The sequence below is a fragment of the Parapedobacter sp. SGR-10 genome, from assembly GCF_011030405.1.
Lineage (GTDB): Bacteria > Bacteroidota > Bacteroidia > Sphingobacteriales > Sphingobacteriaceae > Sphingobacterium.
The window spans coordinates 21,080-39,884 of sequence record NZ_JAAJTJ010000006.1 but is presented as its reverse complement, the minus strand read 5'-3'; the positions used below and the strand labels follow the sequence as shown (position 1 = coordinate 39,884).

The 18,805-nt window shown below is 42.6% G+C and carries 17 protein-coding genes; 8 read left to right on the top strand and 9 right to left on the bottom strand.

The features are described 5' to 3' along the window. The first annotated feature begins 85 nt into the window (after nucleotides 1-85). From G5B00_RS06775 to G5B00_RS18005, 3 genes are read left to right on the top strand one after another with little or no spacing between them, the layout of a single operon-like run. The gene (locus G5B00_RS06775; protein ID WP_163872517.1) at nucleotides 86-1,453 is read left to right on the top strand and encodes a RagB/SusD family nutrient uptake outer membrane protein; all 1,368 of its coding nucleotides are present in this window, start codon (nucleotides 86-88) and stop codon (nucleotides 1,451-1,453) included. A 36-nt stretch (nucleotides 1,454-1,489) separates the two neighbouring features. Beyond that, the gene (locus G5B00_RS18010; RefSeq protein ID WP_205966337.1) at nucleotides 1,490-2,944 is read left to right on the top strand and encodes a DNRLRE domain-containing protein; all 1,455 of its coding nucleotides are present in this window, start codon (nucleotides 1,490-1,492) and stop codon (nucleotides 2,942-2,944) included. A gap of 6 nt (nucleotides 2,945-2,950) precedes the next feature. Beyond that, a complete protein-coding gene (locus G5B00_RS18005) occupies nucleotides 2,951-3,706 on the top strand; it encodes a glycoside hydrolase family 16 protein (protein WP_205966336.1) in 756 nt (251 codons plus the stop codon). 24 nt (nucleotides 3,707-3,730) lie between these two features. Here the strand turns inward: G5B00_RS18005 and G5B00_RS06765 are convergent, their stop codons facing one another. The 3 genes from G5B00_RS06765 to G5B00_RS06755 all read right to left on the bottom strand — a co-directional run bounded on the left by G5B00_RS06765 (nucleotide 3,731) and on the right by G5B00_RS06755 (nucleotide 7,799). After that, entirely contained in the window at nucleotides 3,731-4,417 is a 687-nt protein-coding gene (locus tag G5B00_RS06765) for a response regulator transcription factor (RefSeq protein ID WP_163872516.1), read from the bottom strand. Nucleotides 4,418-4,433: 16 nt separating this feature from the next. Next, nucleotides 4,434-6,281 carry a sensor histidine kinase gene (locus G5B00_RS06760; protein ID WP_163872515.1) on the bottom strand — a complete coding sequence of 616 codons (1,848 nt, stop codon included), beginning with the start codon at nucleotides 6,279-6,281 and terminating at the stop codon, nucleotides 4,434-4,436. Nucleotides 6,282-7,391: 1,110 nt separating this feature from the next. Then, on the bottom strand, nucleotides 7,392-7,799 hold the full coding sequence (locus tag G5B00_RS06755) for a helix-turn-helix domain-containing protein (RefSeq protein WP_163872514.1): 408 nt from the start codon (nucleotides 7,797-7,799) through the stop codon (nucleotides 7,392-7,394). Between the two features lie 309 nt (nucleotides 7,800-8,108). Between G5B00_RS06755 and G5B00_RS06750 the strand changes: the two genes are divergently transcribed. Both G5B00_RS06750 and G5B00_RS06745 read left to right on the top strand, forming a co-directional pair. Beyond that, complete coding sequence (locus G5B00_RS06750) at nucleotides 8,109-9,239, top strand: hypothetical protein (protein WP_163872513.1); 1,131 nt, start codon at nucleotides 8,109-8,111, stop codon at nucleotides 9,237-9,239. Between the two features lie 6 nt (nucleotides 9,240-9,245). Then, nucleotides 9,246-10,034 (top strand): HEPN domain-containing protein, encoded by a 789-nt coding sequence (locus G5B00_RS06745; protein WP_163872512.1) that lies wholly within the window; start codon nucleotides 9,246-9,248, stop codon nucleotides 10,032-10,034. 205 nt (nucleotides 10,035-10,239) lie between these two features. Here G5B00_RS06745 and pyk read toward each other — a convergent pair whose 3' ends face one another. After that, nucleotides 10,240-11,670: a pyruvate kinase gene (pyk, locus tag G5B00_RS06740; protein ID WP_163872511.1), complete on the bottom strand. Its 1,431-nt coding sequence runs from the start codon at nucleotides 11,668-11,670 to the stop codon at nucleotides 10,240-10,242. A gap of 98 nt (nucleotides 11,671-11,768) precedes the next feature. Beyond that, nucleotides 11,769-12,269: an IPExxxVDY family protein gene (locus tag G5B00_RS06735; protein ID WP_163872510.1), complete on the bottom strand. Its 501-nt coding sequence runs from the start codon at nucleotides 12,267-12,269 to the stop codon at nucleotides 11,769-11,771. A gap of 392 nt (nucleotides 12,270-12,661) precedes the next feature. Here G5B00_RS06735 and G5B00_RS06730 point away from each other — a divergent pair, with 392 nt between their 5' ends. From G5B00_RS06730 to rnc, 3 genes are all read left to right on the top strand, one after another. Next, entirely contained in the window at nucleotides 12,662-12,898 is a 237-nt protein-coding gene (locus G5B00_RS06730; protein WP_079643602.1) for an acyl carrier protein, read from the top strand. A 27-nt stretch (nucleotides 12,899-12,925) separates the two neighbouring features. Continuing rightward, complete coding sequence (gene fabF, locus G5B00_RS06725; RefSeq protein WP_163872509.1) at nucleotides 12,926-14,179, top strand: beta-ketoacyl-ACP synthase II; 1,254 nt, start codon at nucleotides 12,926-12,928, stop codon at nucleotides 14,177-14,179. Nucleotides 14,180-14,265: 86 nt separating this feature from the next. After that, nucleotides 14,266-14,994: a ribonuclease III gene (gene rnc, locus G5B00_RS06720; RefSeq protein ID WP_163872508.1), complete on the top strand. Its 729-nt coding sequence runs from the start codon at nucleotides 14,266-14,268 to the stop codon at nucleotides 14,992-14,994. 11 nt (nucleotides 14,995-15,005) lie between these two features. On the opposite strand, the gene G5B00_RS06715 is transcribed toward rnc, so the two are convergent. From G5B00_RS06715 to G5B00_RS06700, 4 genes are all read right to left on the bottom strand, one after another. Then, nucleotides 15,006-16,073 carry a M20 family metallo-hydrolase gene (locus G5B00_RS06715; protein ID WP_163872507.1) on the bottom strand — a complete coding sequence of 356 codons (1,068 nt, stop codon included), beginning with the start codon at nucleotides 16,071-16,073 and terminating at the stop codon, nucleotides 15,006-15,008. Then, a complete protein-coding gene (gene proC / locus G5B00_RS06710; protein WP_163872506.1) occupies nucleotides 16,066-16,866 on the bottom strand; it encodes a pyrroline-5-carboxylate reductase in 801 nt (266 codons plus the stop codon). The genes G5B00_RS06715 and proC overlap by 8 nt, the downstream gene beginning before the upstream one ends. 22 nt (nucleotides 16,867-16,888) lie before the next feature. Next, a complete protein-coding gene (gene argB, locus G5B00_RS06705; protein ID WP_163872505.1) occupies nucleotides 16,889-17,686 on the bottom strand; it encodes an acetylglutamate kinase in 798 nt (265 codons plus the stop codon). Nucleotides 17,687-17,811: 125 nt separating this feature from the next. Then, nucleotides 17,812-18,774 carry an acetylornithine carbamoyltransferase gene (locus G5B00_RS06700; protein WP_163872504.1) on the bottom strand — a complete coding sequence of 321 codons (963 nt, stop codon included), beginning with the start codon at nucleotides 18,772-18,774 and terminating at the stop codon, nucleotides 17,812-17,814. Nucleotides 18,775-18,805: the final 31 nt, after the last annotated feature.

The window sequence follows — 18,805 nt, the reverse complement described above, 5'->3', positions numbered from 1 at the left end:
AGAGCTTCATCACTTTTTTTAATAAACGGAGTGTAACGAGCTCATTTATACCGTTGAGATCTAACGCTTATAAATAATTATACAGATGAAAAATATAACGATAAAATTGACAACCTTGATGTTTGTCCTTTTGTTGGCCTCCTGTTCTTTTCTGGATAAGGAACCGATCAGCAGTTTTTCGGCCCAGGGGTTTTACAAGACGGTGAGTGATGCACAGGCAGGTGTCTATGGTATATACAACGGCATGCAATCCACCTTCCGGATCAATTTTGCCTATTGGGGAGAAGGGAGAGCAGATGCCGTTGAGACCAACCATTCGGGAGATCCCCATGCATTGAGCCGTAATCTATTGTCACCGGTCATACCATCATCCAATTGGACCAATCTGTACATGGTGATCAGCCGGGCCAATTATGCCATAAAATATATTCCCGAAGTTTTTGAGGATGACAATAGTGCGCTAAGGAACCAATTGATCGGGCAGTCAAGAGCCTTGCGGGCTATAGCCTATTTTTATTTGGTCAGAGTATGGGGAGATGTGCCTTTTACCTTGGAACCGTATGAAAGTGGGCGGCAGGAACTGTTTTTGCCTGTTACGAACCGAGAAACTATCCTTGACCAGATTGTAGACGATCTCTTGTACGCTTCGCAATTCTGTGCACCCAGTTACGGAGGCGAGCGGGATAGGGTATTGATCACCAAAGGTGGTGCCGATGGTCTCTTGACACAGGTATATATGTGGCGCAAGCAATATGACAAGGCGATTTTGGCTGCTGAACGGGTGATGGACAATCCCTTGTATTCTTTGGTTACGATCAGCAATTGGAACAATATGTTCTCAGCAGGCTTGAGTAGTGAAAGTGTATTTGAAGTGGGCTATGATGAGACCCAGACCAATTCGATGCGGATACTCTATGCGTTGGGCAATGACGCAGATTATTTTCCAAGTCAGAAGTTTATGAATTCTTTCGAGGATGGGGATTTGCGAAAACCAAAGATATGGGATAATACACAGACTCCACCCCGAAAGATATGGAAGTTTTTTGGTGAAGGTTTCAATGATGAAAGTCCGGACCCTTCGCAAAACAATATTATTTTGGTGAGGTTGTCCGATATTATGTTGCTGAAGGCAGAGGCACACGCTCGTCTACATCAAAATGATCTTGCGTTACCGTTGTTGAACAGTATTCGAAATCGTGCTGGTCTTCCTTCGTTGGATGAAAATGATGCAGAGGATCTATATAGCACTGTCGCTGATGCGATCATGCACGAAAGATTGATAGAGCTTTGCTTTGAAGGACATCGTTGGTTTGATCTGGTCCGAACGGATAAGGCGATTGAAGTGATGAACCCAATCAACCAATTGAGCGACCCACGCAATATCGTATGGCCCATACATGAGGATGCGGTCAACCGTAACCCCAACCTGGACCAAAATGAATTTTACAGATAATTTGATGTAAAGGCATTGATCATAAAGATATTTATTATGCAAACGAAAAGAATTTTAAACCGATTTTTAACAACTTGTGCGGCCATGCTACTTTTGGTGACGAGTTGTGAGATACAGGAGAATTTCAAGTATGAACCTTCTGGCGTGAATGGAAAATTGGGTGTCACGGCATGGGAATTTATCCAGTCCAACAATGATTTTGACCAATTGGAACGGGCGATAATACGTACAGGACTCCAAAACCTGTATCAAAACGAGGACAAAACCTTTATAGTACCCAATAATATAGCCTTCAATACATATCTACAAAGCAGTAGTTATGCTTCGATAGAAGATATACCTATCCCTATTCTTCGCAACATGTTGCGGTACCATATTGTTAAGGATCATGTTATTTTCACGGATCCGGCTATCGTCCGTGATCGTCCGCTTCCTTATGAGACCGAAAACGGACAGACCATGTTTCTCTCACGCAACAACAATTATGTAGGCTTGATCAATCAAGGTACGTCACGACAATGGGAAATTCGTACTTCCAATTTAGAACCGACAAACGGAGTGATACATGCAGTCGATTTTATTGTCTATTTTTCTGCTCCGGCTATTGACGACAGTGAGGATCCTACGCTCGTGAGAGACACGATATACCCTTTGCATGATTCGTTTGTGGCGGGTCATACACCGGGTGACGAAGATCTAAGCAATACGAATTATGGTTCGTTGAATCTGCTTAGGCCGAAGCGGTTGGCGGGAAGCGGCACCGGTACATACGACAGGAGGGCGTTTCTGATGTTCGACTTCGATGGTCTTGATAAGCCAGGAATTGTGATTGATGTGAGGATGAAGTTTGCGGTTTCATTTGCACGTGGTGGGTATAATCTGTCACTGTACGAAGTGCCGGACAACAATTGGACGGAGTCCACGATCACCTTCAACAGTGCTCCTGCTCCCAATGGACAGCCTGTTTCAATAGCACCGAGCATAAGCGGCGCATCTGCATTAAACTTTGATATAACCGATTTTTACAAAGACGAAGCCCCGGGTGGACGGGTTTCTTTTATGGTGGATGCCGACGCCTGGCCCAATGGGACGGACGATCTGGCTTCCAAAGAGCATGCGACGCTGGAGCCACCTATGATCATTGCGACATTGGCTACCAATCAGAATACGTTGGTGCTAGAAACCAACGAAGAGGCCTCGGTTTCCAATGGAGGCTCCTTTGTCATAGATAGTGAGCTGTTGAAAGTTTCGGGGGCAGATCCTGGGGATATCATCTATACCATAGCAGCGGCTCCATCCAAAGGTTGGCTCATCCGCGGTGCGGATATACTGGGGCAGGGTGGACAGTTCACACAGGTAGATATACAGTCGCTGAGTCTGATGTATATCCACGATGGCGAGAGCAGCGGGCAGGATAGCATTGCATTATCTGTCAGAGACAGGACAGGTGCAGTGATAGAAGATATAGAGGTAAAGATTAATATTCAATAATGGAGTATGCAATTTCTGTTAAATAGTTTCAAGATATTCTTTAGTGTAACCATAGTGTTGTACTCTTGTTCTTCCCCTGTAGAGCCGGATGAGGCATTGCCGGAACCGACCGAACGGATAATCAAATTTTCGGGCTACGATTGGATTGTCCGTACATCCGACGATACCCAAGTGGGGCCGGGACCAAATTATTTTTCGAATTCGGAGGACAATGTTTGGGTCGATGGTGATGGGCGGTTACACTTGAAGATCGTGCAGAAAGGAGGTCTTTGGTATTGTTCAGGTGTCATTCTGAGGCAGTCGCTTGGCTATGGTAAATACGTGTTTTATGTATCCAGTGATGTCAGCAGATTGGATCAGCATGTCGTGGGCGGTCTGTTCACTTATCTGAACGATGAGGAAGAAATCGACATTGAATTTTCAAGATGGTCAGATCCGGACAATAAAGACTCTCAGTTTGCCGTGCAACCGGCAGACCGTGCCGGCAATAAGGAGCGCTATGAGCTAAACCTGTTGACAGAACAGTCTACGCATGCCTTCAATTGGCAGCCGGACATAATCGAGTTTTTTAGTAGGCAGGGACATGGGGCCACCGCAGATGAAACCAATCTTATCCATGAATGGACGTATCAAGGGAATGATATTCCGCCACATAGAGGAACCGAACGCTTAAGAATGAATTTATGGTTGTTCCGTGGACGAATTCCTTCGGACGCCAAAGAACAGGAGATGATCATTGAGAAGTTTGAATTTATTAAATAAAGTTAAAGAGGCTATCTAGCCTCTTTAACTTACCAATAATTTGTATCCTTTGCCATGTACATTCACGATCTCGACACTGGAGTCTTCTTTGAGGTATTTGCGGAGTTTGCTGAGAAATACATCCATGCTACGTCCCGTGAAATAGTTGTCATCATGCCATATTTTTATCAAAGCTTCTTCACGTGTCAGGACATCGTTCTTTTTCAGGCACAACAGACGGAGCAATTCGGCTTCTTTGGTGGATAGCTTTTGTTGCTGCCCTTTGTAGGTGATGATCTGACTGGTATAATCGAAGAAGTAATTGCCTATTTCAAATTTATCGGCTATCTCTTCTTCTTTTTCTTTGGACACCCGTTTTAGGAGGGCTTGTATACGTAGTAACAGTTCCTCCACGCGGAAGGGCTTTGTGATATAGTCATCTCCACCCAATTCAAAGGCCTGTGTCTTATCTTCCATCATGCCCTTGGCCGTGGCAAAAATAATGGGTACGGTATCATCCATCTTACGGATATCCTTGCCTAGGGAAAAACCATCTTTTTTGGGCATCATGACGTCCAGAATACAGAGGTCAAAGCGGTTTTTGCGAAATTGTTCCAAGGCCTGGTCGCCATCTTGACAGAGTACGACCTCATATTTGCCCTTCAATTCCAGATAGTCTTTCAGTAGTTCTCCAAGATTAGGATCATCTTCTGCGAGTAATATTTTTTGCATGATCAGAACTCATTTTTTAGTTGTCGTTTTTGTTCTTTAAAGGTAGGATAATCTCAAAAACCGTTCCTTTATCTTTTTCACTCTTGACTTGGATTTTTCCGTCCAGCCGTTTGACGATATCATTGACATAGCTCAACCCCAATCCAAAGCCTTTGACATTGTGGATATTTCCGGTAGGGATCCTATAAAACTGATCAAAGATTTTTTCTTGCTGGTCTTTGGTCATTCCCAAGCCTTTATCGGCTACAGATATCATGATATTGCCTTTGTTATTGTATGTTTTTACGGTAATCTCGGGGCAGCTTGGACTGTATTTTATAGCATTGTCCACTAAGTTAAAGAATACGTTGGAAAGATGCAACTCATCACCTACCACCAGATCGTGTGTGGCGGCAAGGTCGTGGTGCAATATGCCGTTGGCTTTTTGCAATTGGAGCTGCATGCTGTCCAATACGCCTTCTACCAGAGGGTTGATATGTACATTGGTACGCTCGATTTTTAAGTTTTCTTTTTCCAGCCGGGCAATGTTGAGCACACGTTCGATATGTGATCCAAGCCTCACATTCTCATCGTAAATAATGTTTGCCAACTTGTTGACCCGGTTTTCATTGGATGCGATTTCCGGATCACGTAGGGATTCGCTTGCGATCATAATGGTCGCTACCGGAGTCTTGAACTCGTGTGTCATGTTGTTGATGAAGTCAGTCTTCATCTCCGAAATTTTCTTTTGTCTGAAAATAATGGACAGGGTATAAGCAAAACTACCGATCAACAGAGCCAATAGAGCCAGCGTAGGTAAGATCAAATAGCTCATGGTGTCGAATATGACGGCCTTTTTGTTGGGGAAATAGATAGATAAGCGTCCTGTGGGCGCATTTACATCCCCTTTAAATAAGGCCGTGGTGTAGCGTGTCGGCTGTTCATGCGTGTTGAGGGAAGCAATGTTGCTCGTGTGATAGATGAGTTTTTGGCTGTCACGAATCTCGATATTGAATGGGGCTTGTATATCCCTGGCCTTTAGCTCCTCTTTCAATAAAGCGTGTACCATATTGATGTTGATACGATCTCTAAGGGGCTTGTTGGCCAACTCTATTCCAAACATGGCTTCTTCTAGGACAGTCGATCTTTTTCCTCCTGTCACGGCCAATGTGTCGAAGATGGTCGCCGCATTGTTGGCTAGGAATTCTTTGTTGAGCCTGGCCAATCGATCTTCCAATTCTTTGAGCTCGAAGGCGATCTGTGCATTGGCCTGTGGAGGGAGCGTGGCCACGACATATTGTGAAGCCTTTTTCATAAAAGGATCGATATCCGCCACAATGTACCGGACCGAATCATCTCGGGCATTGACACGTGGTAGTTCTCTTCGGGCACTGACGACGACGGACTCTTGGTACACGGTTGTACCCGGGATGAGGTCTTGTATGACGTCGATCTCGATCAGCCTTTTGTATTGTGGACGCCGGATATATGTTTCGTAAAACCAGTTTTCAATGTAAATGAGATTGGGGAAGGCGGCCTTAAGCTTATCCTCTTCATTTTTGAAACTTTGGTAATAGTCGTATTGCTGTGTACGGAGCTGTTGTATCTTGTGCTGTATCTTGAGCTGTTCGGCTAGCATGTCTTGTTTACGCTGTTCAGCTTCATTTTTTTCACGGTTGAGTCTACGTTGGGTTTTGACGAGATCCAGCACTTCGTTTCTTTCTACGATCGAAGCTACTTTTGCTAGTGACGCATTGACCGATTCATCGAAGAGTGTGGACTTTTGCCGATAAGTTTCCCGAATGAAATAGTACTGCATAGCCATTACACCCAGGAGTGCGATAGACATGAGCCATATAATCAATGAAATACTTCTTTTTTTCATGGGACTATACAAAAATAGGAATGAAAACGGGTGTTAGAATGCGTTTAACACTATTTAACAGCTTGCTTGTCAGCTTTTTTAGAAGCTGTCTACATCTTATGAAAACTGAGTATTATGTCATGTTGAGGCTTGCCGAAACATCTGTAAATTGGACAGAGACGGATGGTTATTCATTCATGTTAGTTTTTTAATGGTATGAATGATTGCTCCGCAATTCACGTAGTGTTTAAATTTCAATATTTACTTTAGTGATTATATATTTCTTTAACCAAGCTTTGTCGTCATTTCGATGAGGAGGTACGACGAAGAGAAATCTATGGCCAAATGGGAAATTAATCTAATTCATCCATAGATTTTACTTCGTAGAGCTCGTTTCACTCGGTTCTCCTCATTCTTCGTCGAAATGACGGGTTGGTTGCTAAAGTATATAATTGCCTTTACTTTTTTACCAAAATGGCATTATGGAATTAAGGAAGTCCCAGAGGGACGGCCTTTTGATTGATAAATCAAGGTCGCTCCTATGGAGCTTTTATTAAGGGACACATAAATATTACCAAAAGTCAGCCCCTAATGGGGCTTATTACAAAATTTAAACATGTTCTTAGACCATATATAGGATTTGTGGATTGTTATGAATTCATGTTTGCTAGATGACATACATTATTTATGCTCCTGTAGAGCGCAACTAAATGTTGTCATATGACGCCCTGGTTTGGTAAAACAAATAAATTCGGTTTATTTTGATGAAACTTTTGTTAACCTATTTGTTTTTTTTTATTTCTTTTTGCGAGTGTTTGGGTTTTTGAGCAGAGCGTTTTCAAAAAGACTTCGGCCATTTTTCAAACTCACCGAAGTCTTTTTACAAAGTTGCTTCGGTGAGTTTCCAAAATTGCCTAAGCAATTTTGCTAAAAATATAGGTCAATTTTCAAGAAATAAAATCTGATCTTGTATATAAAGGTAAGATAAGGCGTTTAGCACGCTTTAAATTTTTGAGGTACAAAACTTCGGAATGTTTGAGATGTAAAGTTAATTTGTAGTTAATATATTGCTGAGGGTTGTTTTGCTATCCTCGCTGGTGCGAATCCTGTCGTATGTCCTCATCCATGCCCTTACTTATCCTTCAACAACCTCTCCAAATACTCCACCTTAGATTTTTCGGCTTCTAATAGGCGCTCGTATAATTCAACAATTTTCTCAGCGGCATTAAAGGTAGGCAGGTAATTTACCGAACTAGCGATCAAAGTCGAATTATCGCTACTTGTATTATTATAGGTGTTATTAATAATATTGAACACTGCCTCTTCGCTAAAATTCTCAATCGCTTCCGGAGTAACGCCTAATATGTTAGCGACCTGTGCCAATAAATCTGCCTCAATAGAAGCACTTTTCTCGATATTGGATACCGTTTGTTGGCTTACACCAAGTTCCATAGCCAAAGCTTCCTGCTTCATGCCACGCAGTTCGCGGATGCGGCTGATTTTTCTACCGATATGGTTTGTTGTGTTGGTCGTACTCATAAGTCCAAAGTTAATAAATATTTCAGCAGTGAAGATACAAAATATTCCTGTTTGGTAAAATAGGGTGTACGACAGATGCTCGTATGTCATCCTGAGGCTTGCCGAAGGATCTAAAACCACATAACTTATTCATGTGTAAAGATCCTTCACTGCGTTCAGGATGACAGAAAGACGACTTATCTATGTGATAACGGATTTTTGTCATGCACCCGGTAGAATACTACCTTCAAATGGTATTATACAAGCGGATTTGGTTCGGTACATGAGCAGATATGTATTCATTTGCCAAGAAACAAAATCCATAATGTTATGCACCACGTAGAATACGAAAGCGATAATATCACGCTCTTGACAGCAGGCGAGATCCTAAATCCGTTTGCGGTTCTGGAAGAGGTATTTCAGGAATGGTCATCTCCTGTACACTTGCAGGACGAACTGTTCGAACTCTTTGCACTGGCAGTACGGAAGAATTATTGGTTGACATACGATTCGCCCTTGATCGTCTACAGAAAGTACAAAAAACTAATGCGCCTATTCGAGGCCGGTTGGCTCATAGAGAAGATACGACCCGACCACGCCCTCAGTGAAAAGCTAATCATACCGTACAATCAGATCGAGACCGACACCTCTACAAAGGGCAGAAAAGAGTCTGTGACGGGGATAGACCACATCTCACAAGCCTACAAGATATTGATAAATGTGTACAGTGGTATGCCACTTCAAGCATTGCGCAGTGACCTGTTCAACCTATTGTTTGAGGGGCTGATGCCGACCTGTGTCAAGTACGCTGTGGAATTTGACGCGTATGTGGTAGAGTCATTGAAGCAAATGGATTCTTTGATCCAAGCCTTGCACATCATCGACCAACACGAGCAGATTAACACGTTGTCTCCCAAAGACATCGAAATATTGACCAAAGAAAAAAATGAATTCAACGCACGCCAGACGCTATACGACTATCACCATGATATCTATCATCTGTATGAATATTCGGCAAAGGAAGATCTGACCAAAGCTTTGAAAATCGCACGAGGTGTGGTCTACAAGGACGGTTTTTGGAAGCTACACGGCAATCCAGCCAATATGCTCTATTATTTTCATGATTTTCTTTTTGTATTGGAGAGTTATTGGGTCTGCAATCAAGAAATAATGGCCCAAGAAACCGACATAAATACCAAATGGAAATATCCCGATGACAAGAAGACTGCAATCTACCGCATCATCCGCAAGCGGATAAAAAAGCCGTGGAAATACCTTCGCCGGCAGTTTGAGAAAAAGACCTTGTCCGAATGGCGGAATATGTTGGAGTGTTGCTTGGAAGACGTGCTCAGCAACCAAGCGGTCAAAGTCGGCAAATGGTCTCAATACGACGAAGTATTGGATTTCGTGGCGGTATTGCTCGTATTTAACGACATCCTAAAATATGAACCCGAAATATGATATGCTATGGTACAATTCTATCCAGAAAAATCGGACGGTGCAGAATCGATAGTCCATACATTGATCCAGAGATACAACATCGAGTGTATCTATCTCAACTGCTATGAACGTGCCACAGCTCCCTATGAGTTGATTATCCTCGTATCCAACAAATATATAAAGACATTGGGTGGATTGGTGCCCAAGATATTGTACAGCATCCGGGAGTTTACACAGTACAGGGTGCTGTGCTACATCGCATTCCAGGCAAAAGACAAAATACGGCAGGGCAATCTTTTCTTATTTACTTCCTGCCAACCTCATAAACTCATCTATCAAAAGGAAAACTCGGACTTTCTGCCTGTGCCGAAAAACTTTGATCTTGAGAGGTGTATGGAATTGACCATGGCCTTGCATGATAGGGAGAGACAGAAGATAGACGAATTTAAAGAAGGATATTACTATTTCAAGGATCACGGTAAATATCCATTGGCTTCCTTTATGCTACATCAAGCCATGGAGTTGACCTATAGGTATCTGCAGCTTCTGCTCGTTGCCAAAGAACGGATCACACATTCCATCCGTTGCCATCATCTCTATCTCAAAGAGATCAGTGCTATGTACGTATCTATTTTTGATGAAGAAAGAGACACCGATATTTATCTGCTCCAGATATTGGAAGATATATACCGGGCTACCCGTTATGAGGACAATTTTCAGATCGATATTGATGTGTTGGAGCAACTGGAGCGGAAGATGCTATCCTTGCACACAAATGCAGGGGATATTTTTGATCACTTTCAGGATACTGCGTAGACAGGATTTGATAGACACGTGAAAATTAATAACAACGGTAGGGGCGAAAGATGTTTCGCCCCTATGAATCGGGCAAATCATTATTTGCCCCTACGTATGGCCGATGTTAGGGGTGACCCATGTGGTTGCCCGGATAATAGGGTACCCACAAGGGATACCTTACTTATCGTGTAGAGACGCAATGCATTGCGTCTCTACACGATTTTTATTTCACTTCCGATACTCGTATCGTATTTGTTTTTCCTTTTACATGCAGTGGGGTAGAAGCCGTATTGATCACAATCTGTCCCGATTCTACCAACTGTTTTTCTTTGAGCAGCTCGTTGACATCGTGAATGGTCCCGTCTGTACTTTCATACTTGCTGTAGATGAATGTTCGTACACCCCACAATAGGCTCAGTTGTCTCAAAAGGCCTTTGTTGCTGGTGAATACATAGATATTGGCATCTGGACGGTAGCTGGATATTTCGAAAGCTGTATAGCCAGAAGCGGTCATGACTGCTATAGCCGAAGCTTTGGTTTTTTCGGCCAGGAATATTGAAGATCCGCAGATAGCGTCAGGAATTAAGCTCATATCTGTATAGCTGTCTTCTTTGGCACTATAATAAGGATATGATGTCGCTTCTACATGCGTGATTACTTTGGCCATGGTCTCGATCACAATTTCGGGAAACTCACCGACGGAAGTCTCGCCACTCAACATGACAGCATCTGCGCCGTCGAGTACGGAGTTGGCCACATCATTTACTTCGGCGCGGGTAGGACGAGGTGTGGTAATCATGCTCTCCAACATTTGAGTCGCAATGATGACCGGTTTGGAGAGGTTACGGCATTTTTGCACGATTGTTTTCTGTAGTCCGGGCACTTCTTCCATAGGCATTTCGACCCCAAGGTCACCACGTGCTACCATGATAGCGTCTGTGGCTTCGATAATGGCGTCAATATTGTCAATAGCTTCTGGTTTTTCGATCTTGGCTATGATCTTTGCATGGCTACCTTTTGCTGCGATAACTTGTTTACCTTGGATTATATCTTCAGCCGACCTTACAAAAGACATGGCGATCCAATCCGCACCATGATCCAGGGCAAAGTTGAGGTTGTCCAGATCTTCTTCGGTCAATGAGGGGATAGAGACTTTTGTGTTGGGCAGGTTTACGCCTTTGCGAGACGTCAGTACTCCACCGTGTACTACTTCACAGATTACAGAGTCTTTGTGGTTTGTCGATAGGACACGCAACTGTAATTTCCCATCATCCAATAGAATGATTTCGTTTTCTTTTACATCGTTAGGAAAATTTTCGTACGTGATATAGATGCGGTTTTCGTCGCCTATAAGCTCTTGTGTAGTCATCTCGATGGTTGATCCGTTTACAAGGATAGCACCGCCCTCTTTCATCTTTCCGATACGGATCTTGGGACCTTGAAGGTCAGCAAGGATACCTACATTGTAACCGTATTCATCATTGATAATATTGATTGTCTCTATGACCTTGAGGTGGTCATCCTGACTGCCGTGCGAAAAATTAAGACGACATACATCTACACCTTTTGCAATCATTCGGGAGAGCGTTTCCTTATCGGCTGATGCTGGTCCGAGAGTTGCTACTATTTTTGTTCTTTTTTGAATTTTTTTCATTTGTCGGATGTTTGGCTCTATTTCAGAAAAACTTAACAGAGAAATTATTTAAAACTGACAATTTCATGGTGTAAAATGTACACTTTCGAAATAATGTGCTAAAATATTAGATTTTCTTTAGATTTCAATGTAATTGGATCAATTTCTTTTACCAATATGATCTCAGGGATGGATTTTATTTGTTCCATCAGCAGAGAAATATCTTCCTTGTCGATATAGTGCTTTATCAGTAGGAAATAGTCAAAATTGGAAGCTTCGGGAATCAAAACAGCATTTTCTATACTTTTGTTGTTGACAAGGTAATACTCGTATTCGAAGATATCGTTACAATAACGATAAATTTGGTAATGGTAGGTGGCTTCTTTTTTGTTTTTGCCTCTTTCGCGTAGAATGTGGTAATCCAGTTCGTCCTGATTTTTATTCTTTACATTACCGTTGTGGTCGAGGGGAGACTCCTTCCCGAAGACAAGGTTTAAGCCTGTCCGTTTGTTGATGAAATGGCACAGACGATAATCCCGCAACGACGTACTGATGCCTATGAGGGTGAAATCCAATTCCAGGTCAAAGTCAAAATCAATTTTGAAGGTAATTTTGTTCAATTCCGTATTTTCAGTTGGTAATAAGCAAACTTACGATTATCACGGATATAATGCAATATGGGAAGCTTTTTAGTGAAAACTGGGGGAGTAGGTAGGGTGGCTCTTGTGTCTTTTATTGGTATTATCCTAAATAATGCATGCGTGTACGGATTGTGCTCATATTTTTTCGTACACCATATGACATGGCATCAAAAAACAAGAAAAAATGATTTGATATAATTTGTTATTATATGTTAATTTTATTATAATTGGAGGAGGGTTTGTCACGCTTGGTATATGGGGGCAAGCCGTGGGTGTTCTTTATTTTTCGTCTAAAAATCAAAAAGGTTTGGTTTTTGGGGAAATTTATTTTTTCTTTGCACAGATTTATTAAACAATTAAATTATAAAATCATGTCAGATATCGCATCAAGAGTAAAAGCAATTATCGTTGAAAAGTTGGGTGTAGACGAAAACGAAGTAACACCAGAAGCTTCTTTCACGAATGATTTGGGTGCAGACTCACTTGATACAGTTGAGTTGATCATGGAGTTCGAAAAAGAATTCAACGTTGCAATTCCTGATGACCAAGCTGAAAATATCAGCACTGTTGGTCAAGCTATCGCTTACTTAGAAAAAAACGTTAACTAACTAGATTTATTAGGCTAAACATCATAAATGGAGCTTAAAAGAGTAGTTGTTACAGGGTTAGGCGCACTTACACCTTTGGGAAATACCGTGACCGATTATTGGAACGGCCTAATCAATGGTGTAAGTGGTGCTGCTCCTATTACGCATTTTGATGCGTCAAAATTTAAAACTCAGTTTGCGTGCGAAGTGAAGGGGTTTGATCCACATGATTTTATGGATCGCAAGGAGGCACGTAAAGTGGATCCTTTTGTACAATATGCGATAGCATCATCCGATGAGGCTATCAAAGATGCCAATCTTGACTTTGATAAATTAGATAGAAATCGAATCGGAGTAATCTGGGGGTCAGGTATTGGAGGGTTGACGACTTTCACGGAGGAAGTGGCCAATTTTTCTAAGGGGGATGGAACACCACGTTTCAATCCTTTCTTTATCCCGAAGATGCTCGTAGATATTGCACCAGGTCATATTTCGATGCGACATGGTCTGCGTGGGCCTAACTTTTCTGCTGTATCGGCTTGTGCTTCGTCGACCAATGCGATGATCGATGCCTTTACCTATATTCGTACAGGTAGAGCTGATATCATCATCACAGGGGGATCAGAAGCAACGATCAATGAGGCAGGTATTGGAGGCTTCAATGCGATGCATGCGCTTTCTACCCGAAATGATGATCCAAAAACTGCTTCACGACCTTTTGACAAAGATCGTGATGGCTTTGTATCAGGTGAGGGGTCGGGAGCTATTGTGTTGGAGAGCTTGGAACATGCTTTGGCTAGGGGGGCGAAGATCTATGCAGAAGTTGTTGGTGGAGGAATGAGTGCGGATGCACATCATATTACGGCTTCGCATCCCGAAGGATTGGGGGCTAAGCTAGCTATGACCATGGCGGTACAGGATGCGGGGTTGAATTTTACGGATATTGATTACATCAATGTCCATGGTACTTCTACTCCTGTAGGTGATATCAGTGAGACCAAAGCAATAATCGACCTATTCGGCGATCATGCTTATAAACTGAATATCAGCTCTACAAAATCAATGACTGGACACCTATTGGGAGCTGCGGGGGCAATAGAAGCTATTGCAGCTATCATGACGGTTAAAAATGATATTGTCCCTCCGACAATCAACCATTTCACCGATGATCCGGAAATAGATAACAGATTGAACTTTACATTTAACCAAGCCCAAAAGCGTGTCGTAAAAGCTGCTTTGAGCAATACATTTGGTTTTGGCGGTCATAATGCAACCGTTATTGTGAAAAAATATCAAGACTAATGTTTTGGGTAGCACCATAATAGGGAAGACTTTGGAATAGGTAGTTTTGAAGAAAGACTACCTATTTCTTCTTGTGACAAAAGAGCATGGCTTTTAAATTCTATAACCTTTATCTTTCTTCGAATAGAGCATATGTCAAAAAGTTGAAGAATATTCTCGGATTTGTACCGGGCAATATTAAACTGTATCAAATGGCATTCAGGCACAAGTCTGTAGCATCTACAATCAAGGAAGGTGTAAAGAATAGCAATGAACGATTGGAGTTTTTGGGCGATGCAGTGTTGGGTTCGGTCGTAGCCGAATTGCTTTTTAAGCTATATCCGTATAAAGATGAGGGGTTTCTGACAGAGATGCGTTCTAAGATCGTATCTCGAGCAAACCTTAATCAATTGTCCCGTAAGCTAGGTTTTGATCGCCTCATACAGTACGATGCACGGATGATTCATTATCCCACCAAGCAAGGTTCACTCATGGGAGATGCTTTTGAAGCTTTGGTAGGAGCTGTTTATCTAGATAAAGGATATCGGTTTACGAAAGAATTCCTGTTGACACGCATCATCAAACCTCATGTGGATATCCATACCTTGGAAAATACCGAAACTAATTTCAAAAGCCGATTGATTGAATGGTGCCAACAAGAAGGCAAGGCAATCAACTTTGTACAGATAGAAAATCCGGAAGGGGAGTCGGTCAAAATGTTCAGTATTGAAGTATTGGTCAGTGGGGAAGTGTGTGGATTGGGACGCGACTTTAACAAGAAAAGTGCCGAGAAACTAGCCGCAGAACGAGCCTGTGAATACCTTAAGATTCTATGATTCTTCGTTTCTTATAGTAATATATTCTGTAACAGGTCGATATAAAACTGTACTCCATCTTTTATTTCCTGTATATAAATAAATTCGTCTGCAGTATGCGAGCGAGCCGAATCGCCTGGGCCTACTTTGACAGAGGGAATGGGGAGAAGGGCCTGGTCACTCATGGTGGGGCTGCCGTATATCTTTTTGCCTAATTTTTGTCCCGACAGGACAATGGGATGTTTTACATCTATAGAAGATGGATTCAACCGTGTTGATCTTGGTGTGACAGCACTTTGGACATGCTGACGGATGATGTCCAAAACCTCTTGGTTGGTGTACGCATCTGTTGTTCTTACGTCGACTACATAGGAACAAGATGCAGGTACGATATTATGCTGAGATCCTGCATTGATCATAGTCACGGACATCTTCACAGGCCCCAGATGGGTAGATTGTTGAGGAAAAGAATACGTTTGAAACCAACGGATATCTTCTATGGCTTTGTAGATGGCATTGACACCTTCTTCACGGGCTGCGTGGCCAGATTGTCCTTGTGTTACACAATCCAATACCATTAGTCCTTTTTCTGCAACGGCCAGGTCTAAAAGTGTGGGTTCACCTACAATGGCAAAAGCACAATTGGGAAGGTGTTTATAGGCTTCTTCGATACCGTTTTTGCCTGAAATTTCTTCTTCGGCAGAAGCCAATAAGCAAAGGTTATAAGCCAAACCCGTTTGATCGTAATAATATAAGAATGCTGCCGCCAGAGACACAAGACACCCTCCGGCATCGTTGCTTCCTAATCCATATAATTTTTCGTCTTCAATAATGGCTTCAAAAGGATTTTTAGTATAGCCGGGGTTCGGTTTTACCGTATCGTGATGGGAATTTAAGAGTATGGTAGGTTTGTCTTTGTCAAAATGCTTGTTGTAGGCAATGACATTGTTGCCTACACGATGTACCTCTACACCACGGGCTAAGAGGTAATCACCGATGATCGTAGCCGTTTGTTCCTCTTCTCGGCTGAAAGAGGGCGTCGCTATCAATTGGATTAACAGCGCAATACTATCATCGATGTGTGCGGCTATATTATTCATTGTATAGTCCCCCGGCCTTTTGCGCGGACAGTTTAATGCCTTTTATAAAGGCCGAACTCAAACCATTATGTTCCATCTCATTCAGCCCGGCTATTGTACAGCCTTTTGGAGAAGTCACCTTATCAATTTCACTTTCCGGATGGCTTTGTGTCTGCAACAGGAGGTCTGCTGCGCCTTTGGCTGTTTGTATAGCCATTTTCAACGCATCATGAGCATGGAAGCCAATTTCTACACCACCTTGTGAGGCAGCCCGGATGGCACGTAAAAAGAACGCGATACCGCAGGCACATAAAGCTGTTGCCGAGGTCATCAGATCTTCATTGATAACAACGACTGAACCTACGGTCTCGAACATTTTTTCCACTAGGGCAATATGTTCTGGCTGAGCATTGTCTGTAGCAATACAGGTCATGGATTGTCCTATGGCAATAGCTGTATTGGGCATGGCGCGAACTACAATAGTATCTTCGCCCAGAATATCTTTAATATCACGACAGGTGACCCCTGAAGCAACCGAAATAACGATTTGTTGCGAATGAACCGAGACTGCGATTTCTTCCATCACCTTGCGGATCTGCTGAGGCAATACGGCCAACACGATGACATCAGCACCCGTGATCGCTTCCACATTGTTTGCGCTGATACCGAATCCCAACGATTTCTCTACTTCGAGAGAAGATAGTGACCGTCGCGTCAATACAATGTCCTCAGCTTGATATTGACCTGATTTTACCAAGCCCTTGGCCAAAGAAAGTCCGATGTTTCCGGATCCGATAATGGTTAGTTTGCTCATGGTATAGTTATTAATGAATGAATTATTTTTTGACTAAACAAGTGCCGAATTTTTGTTGCTGAAGCAGATGTAGATTAGAGGCATTGCCAATAAATACGTTTTTTACACCTTTATTGATAGCATCGAAAGCATTATCCAGTTTCGGAATCATCCCTTCATAGATCACGCCCTGTTTTTTCAACGTTTCAAATTGTACTGCTGTAATGGTCTCGATGACCGAATTTTCGTCTTCCAGGTTGGAAAGTACCCCGTTTTTTTCAAAGCAATAGATAAGGGAAGTTTCGTACAACTTGGAGAGCGCTGTGGCCAAAGCTGATGCAATTGTATCAGCATTGGTATTCAACAATTGTCCACTACCGTTGTGTGTGATCGCAGAGAAGATGGGTGTAAATCCGGCATCCAAAAATTTCTTGATCGCAGCACTATTGACCGAATCGGCTAGTATATCGCCAGCAAACCCATAGTCGATTTCACGGACAGGTCTTTTGATAGCCTTAATGACATTGCCATCAGCTCCACTTAATCCAATAGCATCACAACCATATTTTTGTAATGTGGCTACGACTTTCTTGTTGGTCAGTCCGGCATAGACCATGGTCACCACGTCCAACATTTCTTCATCTGTAATACGCCGTCCATCGATCATTTTGGCTTCTATCCCCATTTTACTGGCCAGACGCGAAGCAATTTTGCCTCCGCCATGTACCAATATCTTCTTGCCTGGAATGGCTGCAAATTTCTCTAGAAAATCCTCTAATTGAATATTGTCGTCTATTACGTTGCCACCTATCTTAATAATATTCAATGTACTACTTGACATCTTTATCTTTTTTTGGTTTGATTGTTTTTTATTTTTTAAAGTTATGTGAGTTATGAAGGTTAAGTAAGCCTTGATATTCTTCTCCGCCCTCGTAACTACATCACTCTCATAACCTCCATCACTTTTTATTTTAAATCTTCTAGCATTCTTTTTAATACCACTTGTGCCGCCCACACACGGTTGCTCGCTTCTTGGATAACCAAAGAATTTGGTCCGTCCAATATTTCGGACGATAATTCCAGATCACGTCTTACGGGTAGGCAGTGCATCACCTTGGCATTATTTGTCAAGGCCAGCTTTTCATTGTTCATCATCCAGTTTTCGGAGACAGGGTAGACTTGGCCATATTCCTTGTAAGAGGACCAGTTCTTGACATAGACAAAATCTGCTTCGGTCAGCGCGGACGACAGGTCATGGCTGATCGTAGCACCCGTTGTAAATTCTTCAGACAACTCGTAACCCTTCGGATGCGCTATGGTAAAGTCTACTAATCCTTGCTCCTGAGCTTTGCTCATCCATTCGGCAAAGGAGTTGGGTACAGCTTGCGGGAGTGCTTTTACGTGCGGAGCCCATGCCAGCACGACTTTGGGTTTTTCGCTTTTTTTATGTTCACTAATAGTGATGAGATCCGTTAAGCTTTGCAGTGGATGGCGGGTAGCACTTTCCAATGAAACAACCGGTACTCCACAGTATTTGATAAATTTGTTGAACAGATCTTCATTGTAATCGGCTTCCTTGTCTTTCAATGAAGGGAAGGAGCGTAAACCCAATATATCACAGTACTCTCCCATGACTGCAGCAGCTTCACGGATATGTTCTACCGTCGTGCCATTCATGACGACACCGTCACGGGTCTCCAATGCCCATCCGTCTTTGTCCATATTCATGACCATGACGTTCATACCTAGGTTCATCGCTGCCTTTTGGGTACTCAGGCGTGTCCGCAGACTAGGGTTTAGAAATACCAAACCCAATGTCTTGTACTTTCCTAAGGCTTCGTGCGCATGCGGATTGGCTTTCAAAGCAAGCGCTTCCTTGACGATCGCATCTAAGCTATCTACATCCGCTACTGAAAAGAATTTGTTCATTTTTGTTGTTAGTTATCAGTGGTCAGTTATC

Coding starts and splice junctions, on each gene's coding strand:
- G5B00_RS06775 (WP_163872517.1), top strand. CDS start 86: ATGAAAAATATAACGATAAAATTGACAACCTTGATGTTTGTCCTTTTG.
- G5B00_RS18010 (WP_205966337.1), top strand. CDS start 1,490: ATGCAAACGAAAAGAATTTTAAACCGATTTTTAACAACTTGTGCGGCC.
- G5B00_RS18005 (WP_205966336.1), top strand. CDS start 2,951: ATGCAATTTCTGTTAAATAGTTTCAAGATATTCTTTAGTGTAACCATA.
- G5B00_RS06765 (WP_163872516.1), bottom strand. CDS start 4,417: ATGCAAAAAATATTACTCGCAGAAGATGATCCTAATCTTGGAGAACTA.
- G5B00_RS06760 (WP_163872515.1), bottom strand. CDS start 6,281: ATGAAAAAAAGAAGTATTTCATTGATTATATGGCTCATGTCTATCGCA.
- G5B00_RS06755 (WP_163872514.1), bottom strand. CDS start 7,799: ATGAGTACGACCAACACAACAAACCATATCGGTAGAAAAATCAGCCGC.
- G5B00_RS06750 (WP_163872513.1), top strand. CDS start 8,109: ATGCACCACGTAGAATACGAAAGCGATAATATCACGCTCTTGACAGCA.
- G5B00_RS06745 (WP_163872512.1), top strand. CDS start 9,246: ATGGTACAATTCTATCCAGAAAAATCGGACGGTGCAGAATCGATAGTC.
- pyk (WP_163872511.1), bottom strand. CDS start 11,670: ATGAAAAAAATTCAAAAAAGAACAAAAATAGTAGCAACTCTCGGACCA.
- G5B00_RS06730 (WP_079643602.1), top strand. CDS start 12,662: ATGTCAGATATCGCATCAAGAGTAAAAGCAATTATCGTTGAAAAGTTG.
- fabF (WP_163872509.1), top strand. CDS start 12,926: ATGGAGCTTAAAAGAGTAGTTGTTACAGGGTTAGGCGCACTTACACCT.
- rnc (WP_163872508.1), top strand. CDS start 14,266: ATGGCTTTTAAATTCTATAACCTTTATCTTTCTTCGAATAGAGCATAT.
- G5B00_RS06715 (WP_163872507.1), bottom strand. CDS start 16,073: ATGAATAATATAGCCGCACACATCGATGATAGTATTGCGCTGTTAATC.
- proC (WP_163872506.1), bottom strand. CDS start 16,866: ATGAGCAAACTAACCATTATCGGATCCGGAAACATCGGACTTTCTTTG.
- argB (WP_163872505.1), bottom strand. CDS start 17,686: ATGTCAAGTAGTACATTGAATATTATTAAGATAGGTGGCAACGTAATA.
- G5B00_RS06700 (WP_163872504.1), bottom strand. CDS start 18,774: ATGAACAAATTCTTTTCAGTAGCGGATGTAGATAGCTTAGATGCGATC.